Below are 24,670 nucleotides of genomic sequence, written 5' to 3'. Positions count from 1 at the left end.
GACGGTGACCCCGACCGCGTGAGGCGGGTGCCGGGGAAGCGGGGCCGGGGACGTGGGGCGGGCGCCCCCGGCCCCGGCCCCGTGACGCGTTGACCGGGCCTGCCGGGCCTGCCGGGCCTACCGCGCGGGCCCGGTGGCGCCGAGCCATCGCAGCGCCGCGGCCACCGTGGCGGCCTCCGGCACGCCCTGCGGAACCGGGGGGCGGCGTACGACCAGCACCGGGACCCCCGCCTCGCGGGCGGCCGTGAGCTTGGGCGCGGTGGCCGTGCCGCCGCTGTCCTTGGTGACCAGGAGGTCGATCCGGTGGCGGGCCAGCAGCGCACGCTCGTCGGCGAGGGTGAACGGGCCGCGGGCCAGCAGGACTTCCAGGTGCGGCGGCGCCGGGGCGGCCGGGGGGTCCACCGAGCGCACCAGGAACCAGGTCCCGGTGAGGTGTGCGAAGGTGTGCAGGCCCGTCCGGCCGGTGGTCAGGAACGCCCGCGAGCCGAGATCGGGGAGCAGGCGGGCCGCTTCCTCCAGACCGTCCGCGAAGGTCCACGCGTCGCCCGGCCGCGGCGTCCAGCCGGGGCGGCGCAGTGCCAGCAGGGGGACACCGGTCAGGGCCCGCGCCCCGGCGGCGTTGAAGCTCATCCGCTCTGCGAAGGGGTGGGTGGCGTCGACGACGTGGGTGACGTCGTTGCAGGCGATCCAGCCCGCGAGACCCGCGGCGCCGCCGAAGCCTCCGACGCGGGTCCCGCCCGGCGGGAGCACGGGCGAGGCGACCCGGCCGGCGAGCGAGGAGGTCACCCGGTACGAGGGCTCGGCCGCCAGCGACTGCGCGAGCTGCCGGGCCTCCGTCGTGCCCCCCAGGATCAGGACGTGGCTCCCGGGGCGGGGACCGGACTCAGCAGACATGCCGGTCGCGCTCGGGGGAGTACAGGTGACTGTCGCGGAACTGCTCCGCGCCCAGCGTGCGGCCCACCATGATGACCGCGGTACGGACCAGGCCCGCCTCCTTGACCTGGCCCGCGATGTCGGCCAGGGTGCCGCGCAGGATCAGCTCGTCGGGCCGGCTGGCCATCGCCACCACCGCCACCGGGCACTCGGCGCCGTAGTGCGGCAGCAGTTCGGCGACGACGCGGTCCACGTACCGGGTGGCCAGGTGCAGGACCAGCAGCGCGCCGCTGCGGCCCAGGGTCGCCAGGTCCTCGCCGGGCGGCATCGGGGTGGCCTGCTGGGCGATGCGGGTCAGGATCACCGTCTGGCCGACGGTGGGGACGGTCAGCTCCCGCTTCAGCGCCGCCGCCGCCGCGGCGAAAGCCGGTACCCCCGGGACGACCTCGTAGTCGATGCCCGCCGCGTCGAGCCGCCGCATCTGCTCCGCGACGGCGCTGAAGACCGACGGGTCTCCGGAGTGCAGCCGCGCCACGTCGTGGCCCTGCTCGTGCGCCCGTACGCACTCGGCGATGATCTCGTCCAGGTTCAGCCGCGAGGTGTCGACCAGCCGCGCGTGCGGCGGGCACTCGGCCAGCAGCTCGCGCGGGACGAGGCTGCCCGCGTACAGGCAGACCGGGGCGGCGGCCAGGGTCCGGGCACCGCGCACCGTGATCAGGTCGGCGGCGCCGGGGCCCGCACCGATGAAGTACACGGTCATGGCTGATCCTTCTCCTCGTTGTCCTGGGCCGTCGTCGGCCCCGTGGGCTTCGTCGGCTCCGTCGGCTCCGCGGTGTCCGCGGACTCCGCGGGCTCTGCGCGCTTCGTGGGTGCGGCGTCCTCCCCGTCCTGCGCCGCCGGCTTCGTCACCGACCACTGGGTGACCGGCATCGCCTGCCGCCAGCCCGTGAAGCCGCCGACCGGTACCGCGCGGGCCACCGAGAGCTTGACCAGTTCGCCGCCGTGGCGCCGGTAGCGGTCGGTGAGGACCGCCTCCGACTCCAGGGTGACGGTGTTGACCACGAGCCGGCCGCCGGGGGCCAGCGCCGCCCAGGCCGTATCCAGCAGCCCCGGCGCGGTCAGCCCGCCGCCGATGAACACGGCATCGGGGGCCGGCAGGCCGATGAGCGCGTCGGGCGCCGCGCCCACCACCACGCGCAGCCCGGGCACACCGAGCGCCGCCGCGTTGCGGGCGATCCGCTCCGCCCGCTCCGGTACGCGCTCCACGGCCACCGCCCGGCACGAGGGGTGCGTCCGCATCCACTCGATGCCGATGGAACCGGAGCCGCCACCGACGTCCCACAGCAGCTCACCGGGGGCCGGGGCCAGCGCGCACAGGGTCGCGGCCCGGACGCGGCGCTTGGTGAGCTGTCCGTCGTGCTCGTACGCGGCGTCCGGCAGGCCGGGGGTCGCACCGAGCCGGGGCGCCGGGTGGGCGGGATCACGGCGGCACTCCACGGCCACCACGTTCAGCGGGTCGCCCGGCGCCCGGTCCCAGCTCTCGGCGAGGCCCTCGTACGCGTCCTCCCGCTCCGAGCCGAGCTGCTCCAGCACCCGGATCCGGCTGGGACCGAAGCCCCGGTCGCGCAGCAGGGCGGCGATCTCGCCCGGGGAGCCGGCCCCGGCGCTCAGCACCAGCACCCGCCGGCCCTCGTACAGCGCCGCGGCGATCCGCTCCACCGGCCGGCCGACGACCGTCAGGACCTCGGTGTCCTCCACCGGCCAGCCCAGACGGGCGCAGGCGTAGGAGACGGAGGAGGGGTGGGGGTGGACGCACAGCGCCCCGGCGCCCAGCTCCTCGGCGAGGGCTCGGCCGATCCCGTAGAACATCGGGTCGCCGCTGGCGAGCACCGCGATCCGGCGGCCCGCGTGCCCGGCGATCAGCTTCGGCACGGCCGGCCGCAGGGGGCTCGGCCAGGCGACCCGCTCACCGGCGCACTCGGCGGGGGGCAGCAGGTCCAGTTGGCGCGGCCCGCCGATCAGCACCTCGGCGGAGGTCAGCGCGGACCGCGCGGCGGCGGTGAGCCCGGCCCAGCCGTCGGCGCCGAGGCCGACGACCGTCACGGGCATGGGGGGCGGTGCGGAGCTCACTGCGCGGTACCTCGGAACGGGAAGGGACAAGGGGCGGACCCGCAGCCTACTGGCCTGCCCCTGCGGCCCCCGCTGCCGCCCCTGGCCCCGGGAGGTCTACGCTCGGTCACCCACCGTTCGCGAGGGAGCTGCCATGCCCGGCTGGAACGCCACGAACATCCCCGACCAGAGCGGCCGGACCGCCGTCGTCACCGGGGCCAACAGCGGGATCGGCTACGTCGCCGCCCGCGAACTCGCACGGCGCGGGGCGAGGGTGGTGCTGGCCTGTCGCAGCGCCGCGCGCGGACGGGCGGCCCAGGTCCGGATGCGCTCCGAAGTGCCGGGCGCAGAGGTGGAGTTCGCGGCCCTGGACCTGGCCGACCTGGCGTCGGTGCGGGAGTTCGCGAAGGGGTACGGGCAGCGTCACGCCTCCCTGGACCTGCTGGTCAACAACGCCGGTGTGATGGCGCTGCCGTACGGGCGGACCGCCGACGGTTTCGAGACCCAGTTCGGGGTCAACCACCTGGGGCACTTCGCGCTGACCGGGCTGCTGCTGCCCAGGCTGAGGGCAGCCGCCCCTGGGGCCCGGATCGTGAACGTCTCCAGCGGTTTCCACGTCCTCGGAAAGCTGGTCCCCGGCGACCTCGACGACCCGGGCGCCCTCAGCGCCGAGCCCGGCTACCGGCGCTGGGTCGCCTACGGCCGTTCCAAAACGGCCAACCTGCTCTTCACGCACGAGCTGGCCCGGCGCTTCGGGGCCGCCGGCTCCTCCATCGTGGCGGCCGCCGCCCACCCGGGCTACGCGTCCACCAACCTGCACGCGGGAGCCGCCGGCCAGGAAGGCCGCGGACTCGCCTCCCGGGTGATGGCACTGGGCAACACGGTCATCGCGCAGCCCGCTTCCTCCGGCGCGCTGCCCACCCTCTACGCGGCCACCGCGCCGGGGGTCCGGCCGGACGCGTTCGTGGGGCCCCGGCTCGGCTGGCGCGGCGCGCCCGCGCCGTCCTGGCGGGCGAGGTGGACCCTGGACGACACGGCGGGCGAACGGCTCTGGGCGGCCTCCGAACAGCTCACCCGCGTCTCCTACGCCTCCCTGCCGCGCTGATCCCCCGGATGTCCGGGCCGCCGCGCCGCCGTCGGTACAGCGCCGCGACGAGGCCGCCGCCGTCGCGGCCCGAACTGCCGGATGCGTCCGCAGAACTCGCAACCTAGGGCGTCGTGGCGCGTTCGTACAGGACCCGGACGTCGTCGCCGAAGTAGCTGCTGTACGAGGTCTCGTCGTCACCCCCGCCGTCGCGGCCGCCGATCAGCCCGATCAGCGTGTGCCCGTCCGTCAGCACCGGTCCGCCACTGGTCCCGTTGGGCACGTCCGCACAGTCGAACCGCAGCTGCGCCGGGCCGGCGGCCCGGGCGGTGTTGCGGCAGTCCAGCGGCTGCTCGGAGGTGTTCGGGTAGCCCACGAGCCGGGCCGGGGCGGGCAGTTCGGGGCGGAAGGAGATCGTCAGGCCCCCGGTGACGTCCTCCAGCCGCTGACCGGGGTAGCCGGGGCGGCGCAGCCGGATGAAGGCGACGTCGTGATCGGGGTCCTGGTCCTCGCTCCAGCGGCGGTCCACGTCGATGCGGGTGGGCACCCAGACCCCGTACGGTGCCACGCCGTCGTGGTAGCCGGGGGCGAAGGCGAGGTTCGTGCGGAAGCCGCCCGAGTACACGCAGTGGGCGGCGGTGGCGACGAGGTCGCCGCCGGGGGAGTGCACCACACCGGCCGAGCAGTGGTGGTCGGGGTCGCCGTCGGTACCGGGCGAGAAGAGGGCCCCGACGGCGGGTTCGGCCGGCGCGGGCCGGGCCCGGAGCGGCTCGGAAGGCTGCCAGCCGCCGGACCTCCACCGCTCGGCCGGACCGGTGTCGGCGAAGGCCCTGCCGTCCTTCGGCGGGTCCGGTTCCTCACGGGCGATGCCGTCCAGCACGGCGGCCGCCGTCCGGTCTGCGCGCTCGGGGTCCTGCCGGTAGACGCCCTGGGCGGCGTCCCCGTCCGCACGGTGGGCCACCATGCCGCGCAGCTCCCAGAGGTAGGTGCCGCCCGCGACGGCCGGCACGCCGAGGGCGGCGAGGACCACGCAGATCCGTACGACCCGCCCGCTGACCTTGGTGAACATGTGGCACTCCCCGCCCCGCAGACGCGTCCGACTCTCCGTTCGAGGGGGAGAGCACGGGGCCGGGTTCCGAAAACCCGACGTGTCCGTTCTCACAGCGGCCCCCGGTCGCCTCCGCGACACTCCCCGGTCTTCCGTGGTCCATCCAACTCGCCTACGCTGCGCGCGACTTGAACCCCACAGGACCGACAGGAGCCGACAGGATGAGATTGCGCAACCGGATGGCGGGCCTGGTGACGGCGGTTTCGGCGGCCGTCGCCCTGGCGCTCGGTACGGCCCCCGCGGGCGCGGCGGGTGTCTCCGACGGCCTGCCCTACGCGGGCTCGACCGGAGTGGGCGTGCACAACGCCTACGAGAAGGCCAAGTACCCCTACTTCGCCGACGCGCTGGACTCCGGCGCCGCCATGCTCGAACTCGACGTGTGGACGAACTTCTTCGGCACCTCCTGGCGGGTCTCCCACGACAACCCCTTCGGCAACGACAACAACTGCGAGAACGCCACCAGCCCGGCCCAGCTGCGCACCAAGTCCCGCAACCAGAACCTGGCGGGCTGCCTTGCCGACATCCGCAGCTGGCACGAGGCCCACCCCGGCCACCGGCCCGTCATCCTCAAACTGGAACTCAAGGACGGATTCGCCGCCAACCTCGGACGCGGGCCGGCCGAGCTGGACGCCCTGCTGAACGCCGGGCTCGGTGGCGCCGTCTACCGCCCCGGCGAGCTGGCCGCCGGCCGCCTCGACCTCGACACCGCCGCCCGCGCCGGAGCATGGCCGAGTCGCGCCGCCCTGGCCGGAAAGTTCATCGTGGAGCTGATCCCCGGCACCCTGGAGGAGGGCAACAGTTCTGACACTCTGTGGACCGACCGGGAGTACGCCACCCACCTGCGCTCACTCGCCGCCCAGGGCCGGCTCGGCCAGGCCGCCGCCTTCCCGGCCGTGCACCGGGCCGAGGCGGGCGACCCGCGCGTCCGCTACGCCGACGCCTCCCTGCGCCCCTGGTTCGTCGTCTTCGACGGGGACGCGAGCACCTACGCCTCGGGCTCCGTCGACACCGGCTGGTACGACCGCAACCACTACCTGCTGATCGCCACCGACGCCCACAACGTCACCCCGGCCATCGACTCCACGCACCCGACCGAGGCGCAGGCCCGTGACCGCCTCGCCCTCCTCGCCGGACGGCACGCCTCCATCGTCTCCGCCGACTGGTACCCGCTGCCCCAGGTGCTGGGGACGGTCGTGCCGCGCGGCTGACCGCCGCCTTCCCGCCGGGCCTGCCGTCCTGTCGCGCGTCCCGCCTGCGCGTGCCGCGGGGCGCGGCCCCGGCGGTACGGCAGCTACCCCCCGCCGCCGACCTCGACCAGGCCCGTCTCGTACGCGGCGATGACGGCCTGGGCACGGTCCCGCACGCCCAGCTTGCCGAAGACGCTGGTGATGTGGTTCTTCACGGTCGACACGCTGATGTCCATGGACCGGGCGATCGCGGCGTTGTCGAAGCCCGAGGCCATCAGGCGCCAAACCTCCAGCTCGCGCGGCGTGAGCTCGCCCGCTCGCGCGACCGGCGGGCGCGGACGCTGCGGGGCCCGGACGTACGTGGAGATCAGCCGGGTCAGCAGCCGGGGCGCGACCGCGGCCTCCCCGGTGTGCACCACCCGCACCGCGGCCACCAGCTCCTCCGGTGAGATGTCCTTGGGCAGGAACCCGAAGGCACCCGCCCGCAGTGCGGCCACCACGTATTCGTCCATGTCGAAGGTGCTCAGCGCCAGCACCCGGCACCCGGGCAGCTCGCGCGCCAGCCGGCCGGTCGCGGCGACCCCGTCCAGCACCGGCATCCGGATGTCCATCACGACGACGTCGGGCCGAAGCCGGTGCGCGAGGTCCACCGCCTGCGCCCCATCGCCGGCTTCGCCCACCACCTCGAAGGCCGGGTCGGGCCCGAGGATGAGCGCCAGACCGCGGCGCACCAGCGGCTGGTCGTCCGCGATCAGCACCCTGATCGGCCGGCCGCCCGCCGGTTCACCGGGCGGCCCCTCCGCCGGTTCTTCCGCCGGTCCGGCGGTCGCGTTCTGCTGCGTGCGGCTCATCACAGCACCGCCCCGTCGGCCTTGAGCGGCAGCGAGGCCGACACCAGGAAACCCCCGCCGTCCAGCGGGCCGGTCACGAGCGTCCCGCCGTGCAGTGCGACCCGCTCCCGCATCCCGATCAAGCCGTACCCCGGCCCCGCGCCCGACCGCGCCGCGACCCCGGCTACGGACCCGTGAGCTGCGGAACCGGCTCCGGATGCGCTTGCGGTCACGGCCCCGGCCCCGGCGAGACCGCCGTCCTCGCCCCCACCGTCGTCCGACACGTCCACGGCCACCGCGTCGGGTCCGTACGTCAGCCGTACGGTCGCCCGCGCCCCGCCCGCGTACTTGCGCGCGTTGGTCAGCGCCTCCTGCACGATGCGGAACACGGTCAGGCCCACGCTGGGCGGCAGCGGGCGTTCCTCGCCCCGAAGGTCGAGCGCGGTGGGCAGGCCGGCCCGGCACGACTCGTCGACGATCCGGCCCAGGTCCCCGACACCGGGCTGCGGGGCGGTCGGCGCCTCTTCCATCTCGTCCCCGGCACGCAGTACGTCCAGCAGCTGCCGCATCTCGCGCAAGGCCATCCGTCCTGATCCCTCCAGCGTGACCAGGGCCTCCCTGACCACCTCCGGGTCGCGCGCGAGGTTGGCCCGGGCGCCTCCGGCCATCAGCTGCATGGTGGTGATGTGGTGCGCCACGATGTCGTGCAACTCCCGCGCGATGCGGCGCCGTTCATCGGCCACCGCGCGGTCCGCGAGCAGCCGGCGGTTGGCCTCGATGTCCCGCTGCCATCGGCTGACCACGGTCGCGGTGACGACCACGATCGCCCCGGCGGCGCCGTTGCCCACCACGTCGACGATCCTCGGCGGCCACGACGTCTGCGCGGCCAGCGGTGTCGCGACGGACGCGAGCGTCGCCAGAGCCGACACGACCGGTCCGCGGGACCGTACGACCGTGTAGAGGGCCACCACGGCCGTGGTGTTGAAATGCTGGCCCACCGGCATGTTCAGGTTCAGCACCAGGCCGAGCAGCAGGACTGCCGCGAGCACCAGGGCCGGCATGCGGCGGCGCACCAGCAGCGGCAGCGCGGACACCACCAGGAGCACGCAGCCGGCCGCGGGGACCGTCCCCTGCTCGTCATGGATGGTGAGCGTGAAACCGATCAGGTCCACCACCGCCGCCCCGACCGCGACCAGCGCGTCGTTGCGCGTCCACGGCAGCGCGTCGCCGCGCGGCGGCGCTCCGGTCGTGCCGGAGCCCCCTGCAGTCCCCGATGCCGTAGGAGCCGTCGGACCCCCTGAATCCTCCGCGGACTTCGGGCCTTCCGGGGACCCGGAGGCCCCGGAAGCAGGGCTCGTCGTCGGCATGGTCGTCCTCCCCCCGGCCGCTGCCGCCGGTGCGGCGCGACCGTCGTCTCACGAGCCATTCTGACACCGGAGCCGGCTCCCGGCCCGGGTCCCCGGACCGATGCCGGACCAGGACCAGGGTCCTGGCCGGCGGCCGCACCCGGCCCGTGCTCCCATCCGCCTTCTCGTCCCGCCTCCGGACGATCCGGGCCGTCCGCGCTGATGAGCTGGACAACGGCCGGGAGGACCCGGCCGCCCACCCACTGCCGGAGGACGATGTGATCCGCGCCCTGACCGGGTTCTCCACCCGCAATCCCTGGAAGGTCATCGCCCTGTGGGCGGTACTGGGCATCTTCCTTTCCGTGCTCGGCCAGGCGCTGATCTTCCGCGTCACCCAGACGCAGAGCGGCGACTTCCTGCCCGCCCGGTACGACTCCGCCGCCGCCCTGGAAATCGCAGAGGACCATTTCGGGGTGAAGCCCGACGCCAACGCCGTGACCGTGCTGGTCGCCCGCGCCGACGGCAAACCGCTCACGGACGCCGACCACCTGCGGGTCGGCGCCCTCGCCGGACAGCTGGGCAGCCGGCACGTGTCGATGCCCGACCCCGAGGAGGGCGAGGAGCTCCCGGACTTCCTGACCCAGGACTACTCCCAGACTCCGAAGGTCAGTCCCGCCATGACCGCGCCCGGCGGCGGCTTCGAGCTGCTCTCCGTCCAGCTGACCGGCAACGCGACGGACCCCCGGCTGCACGACCTCTACCGCGCCTTCCGCGACCACGCGAAGGACGTGTTCGCCGAGGCCGGGATGCGCACCGGCTTCACCGGTGGCCTGGCCGACCTCGTGGACACCGCCGAAGCCGAGAAGACCACCCAGCTGATCGTCGGACTGCTGATGACGGGCCTGATCGTGCTGATCAACGTCCTGGTGTTCCGCAGCGCGCTCGCCGCCTTCGTCCCGTTGTTCGCGGTCGTCGTCATCGGCGGCGCGGCCGCGGGTGTGGTCGTGGGCGCCGCCATGCTCACCGGCATCACGCTCGACACCTCCACCCCCAGCATGATCGGCGTCGTGCTGATCGGCATCGGCGTCGACTACTTCCTCTTCCTCCTCTTCCGCTTCCGCGAGGAGCTGCGGGCCCGCCCCGACGCACCCGCGCGCACCGTGTCGGCCGAGGTCAGCGCGCGGGTGGGCACCGCGATCACCTCCGCCGCGCTCACCATCGTGGCCGCTTTCGCCACCCTCGGCGTCGCGACCTTCGGGCAGTTCCGGGTGCTAGGTCCCGCCATCGCGGTCTCGGTACTCGTCATGCTGCTCGCCAGCCTCACCGTGATGCCCGCGCTGCTCGCGGTCGCCGGCCGGAAGATGTTCTGGCCCTCCCGCTCCCTTCGCCGCGAGCCCCGCCCCGGCACGGCCGCCCGTCTCGGCGGCCTGGTCGCCCGCCGCCCGCTCACGCTGGTCCTGGCCTCCGTCGCCCTGCTCGGCGCACTGGCGGCCGGGCTGGCCGGCCTGCGGATGGACTTCGGCCAGAGTGCGGGGTCCCACGACACCCCAGCCGCCACCACCTCCGCCGAGATCTCCCGCGCGCTGCCCGCCGGTGTGTCCGACCCGGCCACCGTCTACGTCACGGCCCGGGACGGCGGCGCCCTCACCGCCGAGGCGGTGGGCACGCTGCCCGCGGCCCTCGCCGAGGTCGAAGGCGTCGGCCAGGTCGGCGGGGTCACCCTGAACGAGGAGGCCGACGCCGTCCGCATCGACCTCTATCTCACCGTGGACAGCCAGTCCCAGCAGGCCCGCGACCTGGTCGCCGGCCCCCTGCGTGAGACCGTCGCCGCCCACACGCCCCCGGGACTGCAAGCCCATGTCGGCGGCACGGCGGCGATATTCGCGGACATCTCCACCGCCGTGGGCCACGACCTCAGGATCGTCTTCCCGGTCGCCGCCGTGCTGATCGCCCTCATCCTGCTCGTGCTGCTGCGCAGTCTGGTCGCGCCGGTCATCCTCATGGTCGCCGTCGGCCTGGGCTTCGCCGCCACGCTCGGCGCCTCCGCGCTCTTCTTCCAGCACCTGCTCGACAAGCCGGGCGTCAACTTCGTCCTGCCACTGGTGCTGTTCCTCTTCGTCGTGGCCCTCGGCACCGACTACAACATCCTGATCAGCGACCGCATCCGAGAGGAGATGGAGCGCCCCGGGCCGGCCCGCGCCGCCGTCGCCCGCGCCGTGCGGCACACCGCCCCCGCCATCGCCACGGCGGGCGTGGTCCTGGCCGCCTCCTTCGGCAGCCTCGCCGTCAACTCGGCGCCTTCCACCCAGCAGATCGGCTTCGCGACGGGGCTCGGCATCATGCTCTCCGCCTTCGTCCTGTCCATCGTGCTGGTGCCGGCGCTCGCCGCGCTCCTGGGCCGTAGCACCTGGTGGCCGGTCCGCCCCGGCCGTGCCCCGGGCCGCCGGCGCAGCGAGCTGCCGGCCGACGCCCGGCCGTACGGGGACCGCGTGTCCGTCGACTGAACGCGCCCGGCAGCGTGCGGCCGGCTTCATGCGGCCGCGTCCGGCCGGCCGCGGGACTCTCATGCTGCTCGTACTCGTCCTCACCCAGGGCGCCCGGGTGGGGCGCGGCGGTCCGCCCTTCTCACGCCGCACACGCGATCGGGTTTCACCGGGCGGGCCGCAGGGGCGAAACGTGCCACGACACCCGGGGGAGCCGTGGCGGCCGGCCGCACCGGTGGGGAAGGATGGGCCGATGAGCGATCACGCGCAGCCCTTCCGCACCACGGTCCTGCGGCTGGCCACCGGCAGCCAGGAGACCGTGACCGACCTGACCCGTGCCTGCGAGGACTTCCTCGGCGAGGCCGCTGCCGGCGGCGACGGCCTGCTGAACGTCTTCGTCCCGCACGCCACCGCCGGCATCGCCGTCATCGAGACCGGCGCGGGCAGCGACGAGGACCTGCTCGGGGCGCTGGCCTCGCTGCTGCCCGCCGACGACCGGTGGCGCCACCGCCACGGCAGCCCCGGCCACGGCCGCGACCACGTCCTGCCGGCCTTCCTCCCGCCGCACGCCACGCTCCCGGTCGTCGCCGGCCGGCTCGCCCTCGGCACCTGGCAGTCGGTGTGCCTGGTCGACACCAACAAGGACAACCCGGACCGTCAGGTGCGCCTGAGCTTCCTGGGCTGAGGGCGGCCCCGCTTCCTCAAGTCGGGTGCGTGAAAGGTTGGTTGATCAACCGGCGGTCCGGTCCGCCGGCGCATATGCTCGGGCCGCACGTACGTACGCACACGCCTCCGTCGTACGCACACGCCTCCGTCATACGCACACGCCTCCGTACGCCCCGCGAACCGTAAGGGGAACGCCTCGTGAGTGTCCGCATACAGCCCACCTCCCAGGTCGACGGGACCGCCGAGCTCGGTGAGGGGACCACCGTCTGGGAACTGGCGCAGATCCGGGAGGGGGCCCGGCTCGGCCGCGGGTGCATCGTGGGGCGCGGGGCGTACGTCGGGCCGGGCGTGCGGATCGGGGACCACGTCAAGCTGCAGAACTACGCCCTCGTGTACGAGCCCGCCGTGCTCGGCGACGGGGTGTTCATCGGCCCGGCGGTGGTGCTCACCAACGACTTCTACCCGCGCGCCGTGGAACCGGACGGCCGCCGCAAGGGCGACGGCGACTGGGAACCCGCCGGGGTCGTCGTGGGCGAGGGGGCCTCGCTCGGGGCCCGCTCGGTGTGCGTGGCCGGGGTGCACGTCGGCCGCTGGGCGCTGGTCGCGGCCGGTGCGGTGGTCTCCCGCGACGTGCCGGACTTCGCCCTCGTGGCGGGGGTGCCCGCCCGGCGGATCGGCTGGGTGGGCCGGGCCGGGGTGCGGCTGGTGGAGCGCGAGGGCGAGCCGGGCGTGTGGGAGTGCCCGCGCACCGGCACGCTGCACGACGAGAAGGAGGGCGCACTCTTCGAGCGCGCTTGACGGGACGCCGACAACTTGGGTCGGCGGCATTTCCTCAAAAGGACAATCAACGAACATCCGTAGGCATACCGTGTCCCTGTTGAGCGGGAACTGAGCAGCCAACAGGCGCTGATCAGTGGGGGGTTGTACGCGACGAGGGCATCGTCGGCGGTGGCGTGGCAGGCGTGCGCAGCGCGCCCGCGGGACGCCGACCGTCCACGCGTGTCCCGGTCCGGGGCATCGCTGGGGGGATCCAGACGGCAGCCGTCGGACGGCTCGTGCCGGGGCGGGATGCCGCCGTGCGCACGGGCGCCGTCATGCGCGATTCCCCTCCGTGGAGTGGTCCGCCAGGTCCGTCCGGGGAGCGATCAGAGGGGGTAGGCGTGTTGGAGCCGTACAGCTCGGACACACGGGGTGCGCGCAGTACGGGGGGAACCGGGGTGGGGATCCGGTGACCGCCTCACGATTAGCATCACTGGCCCACGACGAGCCGTTGCAGGCACTCGCCCGCCGGCTGCTCGAACTGGCTGAGGCGGGGCTGCCGGCGATGTACCTGCCGGAAGAGGAAACGTTCCTGTTCACTCGGGTGGGGACGGTGTCACCCGAGGGCGTCCGCGGCCTCGCATCACGCGGGACCAGTACCCGGTACGCGGCCATCACCGCGCTGGGCGCCCGGTTCCTGCCGCAGGAGCGGCAGCGGACCCTGTTCGGCGGGCGCACCGCCGAGGAGTTCGCCGGACTGCTCGTCCAGCGCCTGCCCGGGGTGAGCGACCTCGGGGACGCGGCCCTCATCGCGTGGGCAGCCGCCGAGACCGGCCACGCCAAACTCTCCGACGCCCTCGACCGGGTCGCCGCGCTCGACGCGCCGGGCACGCCCCGGTACACGGTGGAGGCCGCCTGGGTGCTCTCCGCGCTCGTGGCCGCCCGCGGCGCCGTGGACGTGGACGTGGAGGAGCGCATCACGGCCGCCCGCGACCGCCTGCTCGCGGCCAGGGCCGGCGACAGCCCCCTCTTCCCGCACGCCACCGCGCCGGGCCTGGTGCCCGGGTACCGCTCCCACGTGGCCTGCTTCGCGGACCAGACCTATCCGCTCCAGGCCCTGGCCCGGCTGCACGCGAGCCGCGACGACCCGCGGGCCCTGGCGGCCGCGGACGCCTGCGCCGCCCGCATCTGCGCCCTGCAGGGGGACGGCGGCCAGTGGTGGTGGCACTACGACGCCCGCCACGGCACGGTGGTGGAGGGCTACCCCGTCTACAGCGTCCACCAGCACGCGATGGCACCCAGCGCCCTGTTCGACCTGGCCGAAGCGGGTGGCACCGACTTCGGACCGCAGATCCGCAGGGGCCTGCGCTGGATGACCGAGGTGCCCGAGATCACCGGACCCGGCGGCGCCCCGCGCGAACCGGTGATCCGCGACGAGCTGGGCGTCACCTGGCGCAAGGTCCACCGGGGCGACCCGAAGAAGGCCGTCCGGGCCGTCCGCGGCCTCACCACCCGGGTGGCACCGCACGCCCGGCTCGCACCGCTGGACCGGCTCCTGCCACCCCTCGCGGTGGACCGCGAATGCCGACCCTACGAGTTGGGCTGGCTCCTGTTCGCCTGGCTCGGGGGACCGCGCGGATGACCCGGCGCCAGCACCTCTTCGGCTTCGCACTGGACGCCCTGACCATGGACGAGACCGTCATGCGCTGCCTCGACGCCGTGCGGCGCGGGGAGCGGATCGAGATCGGCATGGTCAACGCCGCCAAGCTGGTCAACATGCGGCGCGACCCCCGCCTCGCCGAGGCGGTCGGCGGCTGCGACCTCGTCCTCGCCGACGGCCAGGCGGTCGTCTGGGCCGGCCGCGTCCTCGGCGTCCGGCTGCCCGAACGGGTGGCCGGGATCGACCTGTTCATGCGCCTGCTCGCCGCGGCCGAGAGCGCCGCCGTCCCCGTCTACCTGCTCGGCGCCGAGCAGCACGTCCTGGAGATGATGCTCGACCGCGTCTGTGAGCGGTTCCCCGCCCTGCGGGTGGCGGGCAGCCGCAACGGCTACTTCGAGGACGCCGATCAGGAGGCGATCGCCGACGCCATCGCGGACAGCGGCGCCCACCTGCTCTTCCTCGGCATGACCTCGCCCAAGAAGGAGATCTTCACCGCCGGCTACGGCAAGCGCACCGGCGCCCACGTCGTGCACGGCGTCGGCGGCTCCTTCGACATCCTCGCCGGCATCACCAAGCGGGCCCCCCTGGTCTGGCAGCGGATGGGGCTCGAATGGTTCTACCGCACCCTCCAGGAGCCCCGCCGCCTCGGCAGGCGCTACCTCACCACCAATGCTGCCTTCCTCCTCATGACGGTACGGGAGCTCATCCACCGCACACCGTCTGCCGGTTCCGCGAACAGGAGTCACTGATGCGCGTCGTCGTCGTGGGACAGGGATACGTCGGGCTGCCGCTGGCCGTCCGGGCCGCCGAGGTCGGACACCAGGTGATCGGATACGACGTGGACGCGCGGCGGGTCAAGAGCCTCGCCGCCGGCGAGTCGTACGTGGAGGACGTCTCCTGCGAGCGGCTGGGCCGCGCACTGGCACTCGGTACCTACCGGCCCAGCGAACTGGCACGCGACTGCGGGGGCTTCGACGTCGCCGTCGTCACCGTGCCGACCCCGTTGCAGGAGGGCACACCCGACCTGCGCCACATCGAGGAATCGGCCCGCACCCTGGCCCGCTACCTGCGTCCCGGCGCCACCGTGGTGCTGGAGTCCACCACCTACCCGGGCACCACCGAGGAGCTGTTCGCGCCGATCCTGGAGGACGGCTCGGGACTCACGGCCGGGATCGACTTCCACCTCGGCTACAGCCCCGAACGCATCGACCCCGGGAACGCCGTCTGGGGCTTCCAGCAGACGCCCAAGGTCGTCTCCGGTGTCGATCCGGCCTCGCTCAAGGCCGTGGAGGCCTTCTACGGCGAACTCGTCGACACCACCGTCCCGGTGCGCTCGCCCAAGGAGGCCGAGCTCGCCAAACTGCTGGAGAACACCTTCCGGCACGTGAACATCGCCCTGGTCAACGAGATAGCGATGTTCGCCCGCCACCTCGACATCGACGTGTGGCAGGCCATCGAAGCGGCCTCCAGCAAGCCCTTCGGCTTCATGAAGTTCACCCCCGGCCCCGGAGTCGGCGGCCACTGCCTGCCGATCGACCCCTCCTACCTGTCGTGGAGGGTGCAGCGCGAGCTCGGCCAGAGCTTCCGTTTCGTCGAACTGGCCAACGACATCAACAGCCACATGCCCGAGTACGTGACGCGCCGCGTCATCGACGCCCTCAACGCCAAACGCCGCTCGGTCAACGGCTCCCGCGTCCTGCTCCTCGGGCTCGCGTACAAGAAGAACACCGGCGACGCCCGGGAGTCCCCGGCGGTGCGCATCTCACAACTGCTCCTCGACATGGGTGCCAAGGTGCGCGCCGCCGACCCGCACGTGGTGGAGGACGTCAAGGTCGACGCCCGGCTCGTCCGCGTCGAGCCGACCCGCAAGGAGCTGGCGGCCGCGGACGTGGTCGTCCTGCTCACCGACCACGACTCCTTCGACTACGCACTGGTCACCGAGCACGCCTCCTTCGTCCTCGACTGCCGCAACCGGCTGTCCGGCGCCACCGTGGAGGTGCTCTGACCATGACCAGCACCAGCACCAGGATCGTCTGCGTCGCCGGGGCGCGGCCCAACTACATGAAGATCAAACCGGTGATGGACGCACTGGAGCGCCGCGGCGCCGAGGTGACCCTCGTCCACACCGGGCAGCACTACGACGAGTCCATGAACGACGTGTTCTTCCGCGACCTCGGCATCCGCCCCCCCGACCGGTACCTCGGCGCCGGCTCCGGCACCCATGCCGAGCAGACCGGCCGGGTGATGGCGGCCTTCGAGCCGCTGCTGGCGGAACTGGCCCCCGATGCGGTGGTGGTGGTCGGCGACATCAACTCCACGCTCGCCTGCGCGCTGGTCACCGCCAAGGCCGGCCCCCTGCTGGCCCACGTGGAGGCCGGTCTGCGCAGCCGCGACTGGAGCATGCCGGAGGAGGTCAACCGGGTCGCCACCGACCGGGTCAGCGACTACCTGCTGGCCCCCTCGGACGACGCGGCCGCGAACCTGCGGTCGGAGGGCTACCGCGACGACCAGATCCACGTCGTCGGCAACGTCATGATCGACACGCTCTTCGCCAATCTGGAGCGGGCCCGGCAGTCGGACGTCCTCGACCGGTACGGGCTGACCCGGGGCGGCTACGGCCTGGTCACCCTGCACCGGCCGGCCAACGTGGACGATCCCACGGTGCTGCGCGGGCTGCTCAAGGCCCTGGCCGAGATCGCCGGCCGCTGTCCGCTGCTGCTGCCCGTGCACCCGCGGGCGGCGGGGCGACTGGCCGAACTGGGGGTGCCCGGCGGCATCCGGCTGGTTCCGGCCGCCGGATACCTCGACTTCATCGCCCTGCAGGACGCCGCGCGGGTGGTGCTCACCGACTCCGGCGGCGTCCAGGAGGAGACCACGGCCCTGGGCGTGCCCTGCGTGACCCTGCGGGAGAACACCGAACGGCCCGTCACCGTCGAGCAGGGCACCAACGTGCTGGCGGGTACGGACCCAGGGCGGATCGTGGCCACCGTGCACCGGGTGCTCGACCGTCCGCCCACGGCGCGCTGCCCCGGGCTGTGGGACGGCCGCGCGAGCGAGCGCATCGCGGGCGTCCTGCTGGACGGCGGGTCGGCCCGCACCCGGCCCAGGCCCACCGACCTCGTCCCGCACGGGGCGGCAGCCGGAGCCGGTACGCGACCACCGCGGTAGCCGCGACGACCGTGCACGCCCTCCACATCGTGCACGCCGTCCACACCGCCCACGACCGCACCATCGGCAATGACAGTGCGGCGGCGCACGCGCGAGCGGGCGCCGCCGCGAGGGGGACACACCATGGATCTCGCGGAGATATCGCGGGTCATGCGCAGGCGCTGGTACGTGCTGCTGCCCGGGCTGCTGCTCACGGCGGTGCTGACCGCCGCCGTGTACCTGCTGGTGCCGGTGGAGTACCGGTCGCAGAGCACGGTGACGCTCCTGAACTCCTCGAAGGCCACCGTGGCCTTCGACGGGAACCCCTTCCTGAGCACCCAGGCCTCGCTGACCGGAATGGCCGACGGCCTGGCCCGCAACCTCAACTCCGACGGCTCGGCCGCCGACCTCAAGGCGCGGGGGGTCACCGGGAAGCACGAGGCGATGATCGCCGACAACGCCCAGGGGCCCTTCATGTGGCTGAGCGTCACCGGTACCGACCCGGCGGCCGTCCTGACCTCGGACGAGCTCCTGACCTCCTACGCGGAGGAACGGCTCCGGCAGTTCCAGGCCCAGCAGTCGGTGGCGCCGGAAGCCATGATCCGGATGACGACGATCGTGCCGCCGCAGAAGCCGCAGGCGCAGACCAAGACCCGGCTCCAGTACCTCGTCATGGCCGGGGTGCTGGGCTTCGTACTGAGCCTGGTGGCCACCTTCTTCGTGGAGGCCCGCCGCCGGACGGCCGGCCGGCACCGGCCCGCCGCCGGTACCGGCGGGGCTGCCGAGGCCGAGGCCCAAGCCCAAGCCCAAGCCCAAGCCCAAGCCCAGGCCGAGGCGGAGGCCGGAACCCAGGCCGATGCGAAAGCCGAGGCCGAAGCCCATCCGGACGCGCGCGACCCCGCCGGGCCGGCCGTGGGGCGGTCCGCCCCGGGCGGCGACCCCGCCGCGGTGCACGCCGCCGCGTCCCCGGCCGGGACGCCGTGACCGCCCCCGGGAGCGACACGCAGAGCACCCCGGCGGCGCCGTCCCTGGGGCGCAAGGTCGGATCCGCGGTCCGCTGGAGCCTGGTCAACACCGTCGTCATGCGACTGGGCAACTTCGCGACCGGCATCGTCCTCGCCCGCTTCTTCCTCGGCCCCGAGGCCTGGGGCGTCTACGGCATCGCCCAGACCGTCCTGCTGGTCCTGCTTTCCGCCAACGAGCTCGGCGTCTCGCTCGCGATCGTCCGCTGGGAGGGCGACCCGCGCCGCTTCGCGCCCACCGTCCTGACTCTGAGCGCCGTCTCCAGCGGCCTGCTCTATGCCGGCCTGTTCGCCGCGGCCCCTGCCGTGGCCCGCATCCTCGGTTCGCCCGAGGCCGCCGGCGTCCTGCGGGTGATGTGCCTGTGCGTGGTCCTCGACGGCCTGTCCCAGGTGCCCGCCGGCTTCCTCACCCGGGAGTTCGCCCAGGGCCGGCGGATGGCCGTCGACGCAGTCAACTTCGTCCTCAGTACCACGCTCACGCTGCTGCTGGCCGTCGAGGGATGGGGCGCGATGAGCTTCGCCTGGGGATCCGTCGCCGGGAACGCCGCCGCCCTCATCGGCTGCTGCCTCGCGGTGCCGGGCACCCTCAGGTTCGGCTGGGACCGGGAACAGGCCCGCGCCCTGCTGCGCTTCGGCCTGCCCCTCGCCGGGGCCAGCATGCTCGCGCTCGGTGTCGTCAACGTGGACACCATGGTGGTGGGCTCGGCCCTCGACCAGCGGGCCCTCGGCTTCTACGTGCTCGCCTTCAACATGTCCGGCTGGCCCGTCCGGATCATCTCCGAGGCGGCCCGGCGCGTCTCCTTCGCGGGGTTCTCCCGGCTGGCGGGCTCCCCACGGGCGCTCGCCGACGGGTTCGGCCGCGCGCTCGGCGTGGTCGTGACCGCGACCGTCCCGCTCTGCGTCCTTCTGGCCGCCCTCGCCGCACCGGTCGTGGAGCTCGTCTACGGCGAGCGCTGGCTGCCCGCCGCCCGCGCGCTGCCCTGGCTGATGGGGCTCGGTCTGGTCCGTATCGGCTGCGAGCTCGCCTACGACTGCCTCGTGGCCATCGGCCGGCGCCGCTCGCTCATCGGCGTTCAGGGACTGTGGCTCCTCGTCCTGGTCCCCGCCCTCGTGGCCGGCGCGGACCTCGGCGGGATCGTCGGTGTGGCCCGGGCCCACGTGCTGGTCGCCGGCGCCGTCGTGGTGCCGGTCTTCCTCCTGGTGCTGCACCGGGGCGGCATCGGCATCGGCACCGTCGCCCGGGCCTGTTCCTGGCCGTTCCTCGGCGGGGCGGCCATGACCGCCGTGGCCCTCGGCCTGGAGCGGTACCTCGGGGACGGCGCGGCCGCGCTCCTCGCCACGGCCGTCTCCGGCCTCCTCTGCTACGCCCTGTGCGTCCTGCCCAGCCGCGCCTTCCTGCGCGGCGACGGGGCGGCGGCGGCCGCACCGGTCCCCGGGTAGGCGGCCGTGACCCACCGCCGAAGACGCCTCCGGGCGTGGCTGCTCGCCGGGCTCCTGCTCGCCGTCGTCCTGGTCGTGTACCGGGCCGGCCGCACCGGGGTGCACGAGCCCCCCGCCGACGGGGCCCCGGCCCCGGCGGTCTCCGCGCCCGTCACGGAGCCCGCCACCACGCCGAGCGGTCCCTCGGCGGCCTCCACCGGCCCCGCCACCACCGCACCGCCCTCGCCGACGGGCCCGCAGGACCGGAGCCCGCAGCCCCCGCCCGCCCGCGACTGCGCCTCGCCCGGCGCCTGCGGATTCCCCGACGCGGCCTCCACCGGTCCGCGCACCGGCCTCCAGCGCCACGACACGGGCAACATGTCCGTCAGGACCAACGGCGCGGTCATCCGCGGCTGGGACATCCACGGCGCACTCGACGTCTACGCCGACGACGTGACCGTCATCGACAGCCGGATCACCTCGGCCAACTGGTGGGGCATCAACCTGCGCCCCGGCTTCAGCGGCCTGAAGGTCCTGCACACCACCATCACCGCCGTGCCCGGCGAGGGCCCCGACAACGGAGGGGTGAACTACGCGGTCTCCAACATGGGCGTCGGCTCCGTCGAGGTCGGCTGGTGCGACATCTCGGTCTTCGGCAACGCCCTGTCCATGGGCCAGGGGGACCTGCACGACAACTACGTGCACGACATCGTCGCCTTCCGAAACCTGGGCGGCGAGTGGCAGCACACGGACGCCGTCATCAGCGGCGGCGGCAACAAGGGCCGGCTGACGATCCGCCACAACACCCTGCTGAACTCCGTCGCGGTGGACCGGGGAGCCTCCGCGAGCATCGGCCTCTTCGCCGACACCGGCGTGGTCTCCTCCGTCGTCGTCGACGGCAACTGGCTCGCCGGAGGAGCGTACGCGCTCTACGGCGGCGGCCCGGGCGCCACCGGCATCCAGGTCACCGACAACGTCTTCTCCACCCAGTACCACCCGGGCGGCGGGGCCTACGGTCCCGTCACCGCCTGGAACGCCGGCGGCGCCGGGAACGTGTGGAAGGGCAACCGCATGTCCGACGGCAGGCCCGTCGTCCCCCCACCCCCAGGCTGACGAGCGACCGAGAGGGACATGATGCGCCGTACCGTGCGGGCCCCGTGGGAGCTGCTCAAGCGGGCCTTCGGCTGGCTGGTGCTCTTCGAGGCCAGGAACAAGATCCTGCTGGCCCCCTCGGCCCTGCGGCTGCGCCGCTTCGAGAGCGCCGAAAGCGCCCGGCTCGCGGCCACCCTGGGCGGGGCGCCGGCCGCCCTGGTCGCCACCGTGATCGCCACGCACCGGCGCCCCGAGGCCCTGCGCGCGGCCGTCCGCTCGGCGCTCGGCCAGACCGTCACCGACCAGGTGGTCCTCGTCGTCGACGACGGCGCAGGTCTCCCCGAACTACCGCCCGACCCACGGCTGTTCGCCGTGTCCCTGGCACGCAGCACCGGCACGGCCGGAGTCGTGCGCAACGTCGGGATCCGGCTGACCAGGTCGCGGTACGTCGCCTTCCTCGACGACGACAACCTGTGGGAACCCGACCACCTGGAGCGGGCGCTGGCGGTCCTGGAGCGGCCCGCCGGCCCGGACGCCGTCTACACCGCGCTGCGCAGGGTGCTGCCCGACGGAACCGAAAGGGACGTCCTGTCGGTGCCCTTCGACCGCCGCCGCGCCGCCCACGAGGCGTTCCTGGACACCAACGCGTTCGTGGCCCGCCGCAACCGCGCTCTGCACTTCAGCCGGCTGCGCCGCGCCCCCGAGGTGCTGCCCCGCGAGGACTGGGAACTGATCCGCCGCTACGCCCGCCGCCACGAGGTGCGCCACCTGCCCCACCCCACCGTCCGCTACCTGGTCAACCCGGAGAGCTTCTACACGGCCTGGCAGCCCCCCGGGGCCTGACGGCGCCCTCGGGGACCGGGGACGGCGCGCAGGGCGGAGCGGCTCAGCAGGGCGCGGGCGGCCGCCCTGCTGGCCGGGCGGCCGAGGGCGGCCCGCGAGGTCTCGCGGAGCAGGACGGCCGCCCGGAACGCGGCGGTCGCCGCCGCCCCGTGCCTGCGCCGGTACAGCCGCACGCGGTTGAGCGTCAGCAGCGTCCACAGCCGGGGCGAGACCCGGGAGTCCCCGCCGAGGTGGGTGGCCGAGGCCGCCGGTTCCAGCCGGGTGAGGAAGCCGCGGTCCCGGGCACGCAGGCAGTACTCGGTCTCCTCCGAGTACAGGAAGAACGATTCGTCCCAGTCCCCGCATGCGTCCAGGCAGTCACGGGAGAGCGCCATCAGCGCGCCCGTGGCCCAGTCCGCGACCGTCCGGCGCTCGTAGGCGGCCGGGTCGGTGACCAGCTCGCTCCAGCGCGGGAAGCGCCCGGCCCGCCGGTTGCCGAGCACCGCCTCGCCGAGCGCCCGGCCCACGCGCGACTCGCGGCGCAGCGAGTGCAGGAGCGTGTGGCCGTCCTCCTCGTACAGCAGCGGGACGCTGATCCCGACCCGGCCGCGGACCCCGGGCGGCGCCGCGTCGAGCGCGTCCACCAGCAGCGCGGCGCACCCCTGCCGCATCCGGACGTCCGGATTGCACACCAGGGCGGCGCGAAAGCCGCCCGCCCACGCGGCGGCGGCCGCGAGGGCGGCATTGACCCCGGCCGCGTAACCCGCGTTGCGGCCCGTCTGGACGATCGTCGCCTCCGGGGCCAGGGAGCGGAGCAGTTCCACGGTGCCGTCGGCGGAGTCGTTGTCGGCGACGACCAGCCGCCACTCCAGCCCGGCCATGCCCGCCGGCAGCGAGGCGAGGAACTGCGGCAGCACCGCCGCGCTGTTCCAGGTGACGGCGACGACGGCCACGGGACCGGTCGCGGGACGGGGACCGGTCACGGGACGGGTACCGGTCGAGGGTCCGGCGCCGGGCACGGCGGCCGGGACGGGGCCGGGAGGACGGGAGGGCATGGGGACTCCACGGTGAGGGGCTCCGGCGCCGCGCGCCGCAGGAAGCCGAGGTAACCGCCTCCGGCGGCGAGCGTCAGGAAGAACATCCCGGCGAACATCGGGAAGCTGAGGGCGTCGAAGGTGGCGCTGATGACCAGGGCGACGAGGGCCGAGGCGAAGAACGCCTGCCCGAGCTCCCGGTCGGACTCGTCGCGGGCCAGCCGGCGGATGGCGCCGCCCTGGTGGATCCCGGTGCAGAAGAGGACCAGGAGCGCGACCAGCCCCATGAGGCCCGTCTCGGCCAGCGTCAGCATGTACTGGTTGTCGGTGAAGAAGTAGAGCTCGGGGAGGAAGGTCCCGAAACCCCGCCCGAACAGGGGACGTTCGTCCAGGTAGGGCAGGATCGCGCTGTACTTGACGGTACGGGCCCGGGTACTGCTGTCGGAGTTCGACAGGAAAGACGCGAACAGCGTGGTGATGGTGCCGATCAGCCCGGGGACCACCACCTTGAAGCAGGCCACCGAGCCCAGCAGCAGGCCGATCGCGGTCCACCGCCGCTGCGGCTTCCACCGCGGCACCATCACCAGCACCACGATGAGCGCCCCGATGATGGAGGTCCGCGACACCGTCAGCGGCAAGGCGCCGCCCATCAGCACGACGGGCCCCCAGCGCCGCGCACGGCCCAGGTGCCGCCGTACCGGATCGAGGGCCTGCTGCACGGCGAAGGGCAGCAGGATGGCGAGCATCCCGCCGAACTCCAGGGGCTGGGCCGTGGTGGAGCGCGGACGGGTGAAGGAGCCGCGGTCCAGCGTGGTGATCGGGGCGACACCGGACTGGAGGCCCGGAACGCCGATGTGGTCGGCGATGTTCGTCGCGGTGAAGAAGTCGTAGTAGCCGATGGCCGCGACCACCGCCCCCATCACGACGGTCCGCCGCAGCAGCACGTCGAGCCGCGCCCGGTCCTGGATGCCGGCCGAGACCAGCACCACCAGCGACACCCACACGAGCAGCGCGATCAGACCGCGGTCCGCCGCGAGGATCTCCTTGTGCGAGGCGCCCCGCGCCGCGTTCGCGACGTAGGAGGCCAGCACCGAGACCGCCAGCAGGCACAGCACCACCCGGGGCAGCCGGGTGGCGCAGGCCGGCCGGATCCCGCCCGTGAGCCAGGTCGCCAGGTACCAGAACAGCCCGAGGAGCGCGAAGGCGTTCGCCGGGGTGCCGACGCCGCCCAGACCCGGCAGCGTCAGGTTCGAGGGGATGAAGAAGGCCAGCGCCAGGTAGCAGCTGAGCACGGCGGTGGCGTCCGGCCGCCGGCGCCGCGGACGCCTGCGGATGCGGCGGCGCTCCACCGGCGCCTGCGGGGAAGCGGCCGCCCGCCGGCGCCGGCGCACCACCACCAGGCTCTCGGTGACGAAGGAGAGCGTGAAACCGGCCGTGGTCCCCAGGATGACGACCCCGGCCACCTGCTGGTAGCGGCTCTTGAGCTGCGCCACCGGGGTCTGCGGCAGCACCACCGGCGCCGTCTGCACGAAGTACGCCGGCTGCACCTTCGCCGCCGTCTGGAGCGCCTTGAGCTGCTCCCCGGCGAAGACGGTGAGCGTGCCGGTCTCCTCCAGTACCTTCGCCCGGTCGGTCCCCGTGACGGTCAGCGTGAGCAGCGGCCCCGAGGTCTTCGTGGCGAAGCCGACCGTGTAGGGGTCCGTCACGCCGAGACCGTGCAGGTCCCGTGCCGCGTCGGTCCCCGACAGCGTCCTGATGAGCACGTCCGCGGTGACCACCAGCGCACCGCCGGCATGGGAGAGGGGATTGCCGAAGGCGGGCGCCAGCTCGGCCACCGCCGTGGAGTCCAGCAGGGCGACCGAGCTCTGCGACTGGTACGTCACCGGCACCGACCGGTACAGGTGCAGACCCGCGAGGAGACTGAGGAGGGTCAGGGGGACCATCACGTACCAGCGCCGGCGCAGCACCGCCGCCATCTCGCCGATGCTCATGAACTCCTCCGCGTGGTGCCGCAATCGGCGACGGTCCC

General features: G+C 74.0%; 21 protein-coding genes. 13 read left to right on the top strand and 8 right to left on the bottom strand.

Going from position 1 to position 24,670, the window contains the following annotated elements; all coding sequences use genetic code 11:
• Positions 1 to 117: 117 nt before the first annotated feature.
• The 3 genes from AMK16_RS05860 to cbiE are packed head-to-tail and all read right to left on the bottom strand — an operon-like array spanning position 118 to position 2,982.
• Positions 118 to 894 (bottom strand): cobalt-precorrin-6A reductase, encoded by a 777-nt coding sequence (locus AMK16_RS05860; RefSeq protein ID WP_073909356.1) that lies wholly within the window; start codon positions 892 to 894, stop codon positions 118 to 120.
• The gene (cobM, locus tag AMK16_RS05855) at positions 884 to 1,633 is read right to left on the bottom strand and encodes a precorrin-4 C(11)-methyltransferase (RefSeq protein WP_073909353.1); all 750 of its coding nucleotides are present in this window, start codon (positions 1,631 to 1,633) and stop codon (positions 884 to 886) included. The genes AMK16_RS05860 and cobM overlap by 11 nt, the downstream gene beginning before the upstream one ends.
• Positions 1,630 to 2,982, bottom strand: coding sequence for a precorrin-6y C5,15-methyltransferase (decarboxylating) subunit CbiE (cbiE, locus tag AMK16_RS05850; RefSeq protein ID WP_079191332.1), 1,353 nt, complete (start codon positions 2,980 to 2,982; stop codon positions 1,630 to 1,632). Before cbiE ends, cobM begins: the two co-directional genes overlap by 4 nt.
• 154 nt (positions 2,983 to 3,136) lie before the next feature.
• Between cbiE and AMK16_RS05845 the strand changes: the two genes are divergently transcribed.
• Positions 3,137 to 4,087 carry an oxidoreductase gene (locus AMK16_RS05845; protein ID WP_073909351.1) on the top strand — a complete coding sequence of 317 codons (951 nt, stop codon included), beginning with the start codon at positions 3,137 to 3,139 and terminating at the stop codon, positions 4,085 to 4,087.
• 103 nt (positions 4,088 to 4,190) lie between these two features.
• Here the strand turns inward: AMK16_RS05845 and AMK16_RS05840 are convergent, their stop codons facing one another.
• Positions 4,191 to 5,135, bottom strand: a complete 945-nt coding sequence (locus AMK16_RS05840; RefSeq protein WP_073909348.1) for a trypsin-like serine peptidase — start codon at positions 5,133 to 5,135, stop codon at positions 4,191 to 4,193.
• A 200-nt stretch (positions 5,136 to 5,335) separates the two neighbouring features.
• On the opposite strand from AMK16_RS05840, the gene AMK16_RS05835 reads away from it, so the two are divergent.
• A complete protein-coding gene (locus AMK16_RS05835) occupies positions 5,336 to 6,382 on the top strand; it encodes a phosphatidylinositol-specific phospholipase C domain-containing protein (RefSeq protein WP_073909346.1) in 1,047 nt (348 codons plus the stop codon).
• Between the two features lie 83 nt (positions 6,383 to 6,465).
• On the opposite strand, the gene AMK16_RS05830 is transcribed toward AMK16_RS05835, so the two are convergent.
• Positions 6,466 to 7,212: a response regulator gene (locus AMK16_RS05830; RefSeq protein WP_079191331.1), complete on the bottom strand. Its 747-nt coding sequence runs from the start codon at positions 7,210 to 7,212 to the stop codon at positions 6,466 to 6,468.
• The gene (locus tag AMK16_RS05825) at positions 7,212 to 8,558 is read right to left on the bottom strand and encodes a sensor histidine kinase (protein ID WP_079191330.1); all 1,347 of its coding nucleotides are present in this window, start codon (positions 8,556 to 8,558) and stop codon (positions 7,212 to 7,214) included. The genes AMK16_RS05830 and AMK16_RS05825 overlap by 1 nt, the downstream gene beginning before the upstream one ends.
• 146 nt (positions 8,559 to 8,704) lie before the next feature.
• On the opposite strand from AMK16_RS05825, the gene AMK16_RS05820 reads away from it, so the two are divergent.
• The 11 genes from AMK16_RS05820 to AMK16_RS05770 all read left to right on the top strand — a co-directional run bounded on the left by AMK16_RS05820 (position 8,705) and on the right by AMK16_RS05770 (position 21,628).
• Positions 8,705 to 11,041 (top strand): MMPL family transporter, encoded by a 2,337-nt coding sequence (locus AMK16_RS05820; RefSeq protein WP_242438601.1) that lies wholly within the window; start codon positions 8,705 to 8,707, stop codon positions 11,039 to 11,041.
• Positions 11,042 to 11,273: 232 nt separating this feature from the next.
• A complete protein-coding gene (locus tag AMK16_RS05815) occupies positions 11,274 to 11,705 on the top strand; it encodes a YjbQ family protein (protein ID WP_073909343.1) in 432 nt (143 codons plus the stop codon).
• 179 nt (positions 11,706 to 11,884) lie between these two features.
• A complete protein-coding gene (locus AMK16_RS38045) occupies positions 11,885 to 12,484 on the top strand; it encodes an acyltransferase (RefSeq protein ID WP_073909340.1) in 600 nt (199 codons plus the stop codon).
• Between the two features lie 430 nt (positions 12,485 to 12,914).
• Positions 12,915 to 14,087, top strand: a complete 1,173-nt coding sequence (locus AMK16_RS05805) for a hypothetical protein (protein ID WP_073909338.1) — start codon at positions 12,915 to 12,917, stop codon at positions 14,085 to 14,087.
• Entirely contained in the window at positions 14,084 to 14,854 is a 771-nt protein-coding gene (locus AMK16_RS05800) for a WecB/TagA/CpsF family glycosyltransferase (protein ID WP_073909335.1), read from the top strand. The genes AMK16_RS05805 and AMK16_RS05800 overlap by 4 nt, the downstream gene beginning before the upstream one ends.
• Positions 14,854 to 16,110: a nucleotide sugar dehydrogenase gene (locus AMK16_RS05795; protein ID WP_073909333.1), complete on the top strand. Its 1,257-nt coding sequence runs from the start codon at positions 14,854 to 14,856 to the stop codon at positions 16,108 to 16,110. The genes AMK16_RS05800 and AMK16_RS05795 overlap by 1 nt, the downstream gene beginning before the upstream one ends.
• A gap of 2 nt (positions 16,111 to 16,112) precedes the next feature.
• Complete coding sequence (gene wecB, locus AMK16_RS05790) at positions 16,113 to 17,273, top strand: non-hydrolyzing UDP-N-acetylglucosamine 2-epimerase (RefSeq protein WP_073909330.1); 1,161 nt, start codon at positions 16,113 to 16,115, stop codon at positions 17,271 to 17,273.
• Between the two features lie 123 nt (positions 17,274 to 17,396).
• A complete protein-coding gene (locus AMK16_RS34885) occupies positions 17,397 to 18,236 on the top strand; it encodes a chain length determinant protein (protein ID WP_073909328.1) in 840 nt (279 codons plus the stop codon).
• Entirely contained in the window at positions 18,233 to 19,714 is a 1,482-nt protein-coding gene (locus AMK16_RS05780; RefSeq protein WP_073909325.1) for an oligosaccharide flippase family protein, read from the top strand. Before AMK16_RS34885 ends, AMK16_RS05780 begins: the two co-directional genes overlap by 4 nt.
• A gap of 6 nt (positions 19,715 to 19,720) precedes the next feature.
• Positions 19,721 to 20,806, top strand: coding sequence for a hypothetical protein (locus tag AMK16_RS05775; protein ID WP_073909323.1), 1,086 nt, complete (start codon positions 19,721 to 19,723; stop codon positions 20,804 to 20,806).
• A gap of 18 nt (positions 20,807 to 20,824) precedes the next feature.
• Positions 20,825 to 21,628, top strand: a complete 804-nt coding sequence (locus AMK16_RS05770) for a glycosyltransferase family 2 protein (RefSeq protein WP_242438600.1) — start codon at positions 20,825 to 20,827, stop codon at positions 21,626 to 21,628.
• On the opposite strand, the gene AMK16_RS05765 is transcribed toward AMK16_RS05770, so the two are convergent.
• Both AMK16_RS05765 and AMK16_RS05760 read right to left on the bottom strand, forming a co-directional pair.
• Positions 21,598 to 22,590, bottom strand: coding sequence for a glycosyltransferase (locus AMK16_RS05765; RefSeq protein ID WP_073910601.1), 993 nt, complete (start codon positions 22,588 to 22,590; stop codon positions 21,598 to 21,600). The two genes, AMK16_RS05770 and AMK16_RS05765, sit on opposite strands and share 31 nt — an antisense overlap.
• The gene (locus AMK16_RS05760) at positions 22,587 to 24,632 is read right to left on the bottom strand and encodes an O-antigen ligase family protein (protein WP_073910597.1); all 2,046 of its coding nucleotides are present in this window, start codon (positions 24,630 to 24,632) and stop codon (positions 22,587 to 22,589) included. Before AMK16_RS05760 ends, AMK16_RS05765 begins: the two co-directional genes overlap by 4 nt.
• Positions 24,633 to 24,670 lie beyond the last annotated feature (38 nt).

The sequence above is a fragment of the Streptomyces sp. CB00455 genome, from assembly GCF_001905445.1.
Taxonomy (GTDB): Bacteria; Actinomycetota; Actinomycetes; order Streptomycetales; family Streptomycetaceae; genus Streptomyces.
This window is presented reverse-complemented; position numbering and strand designations above follow the sequence as displayed.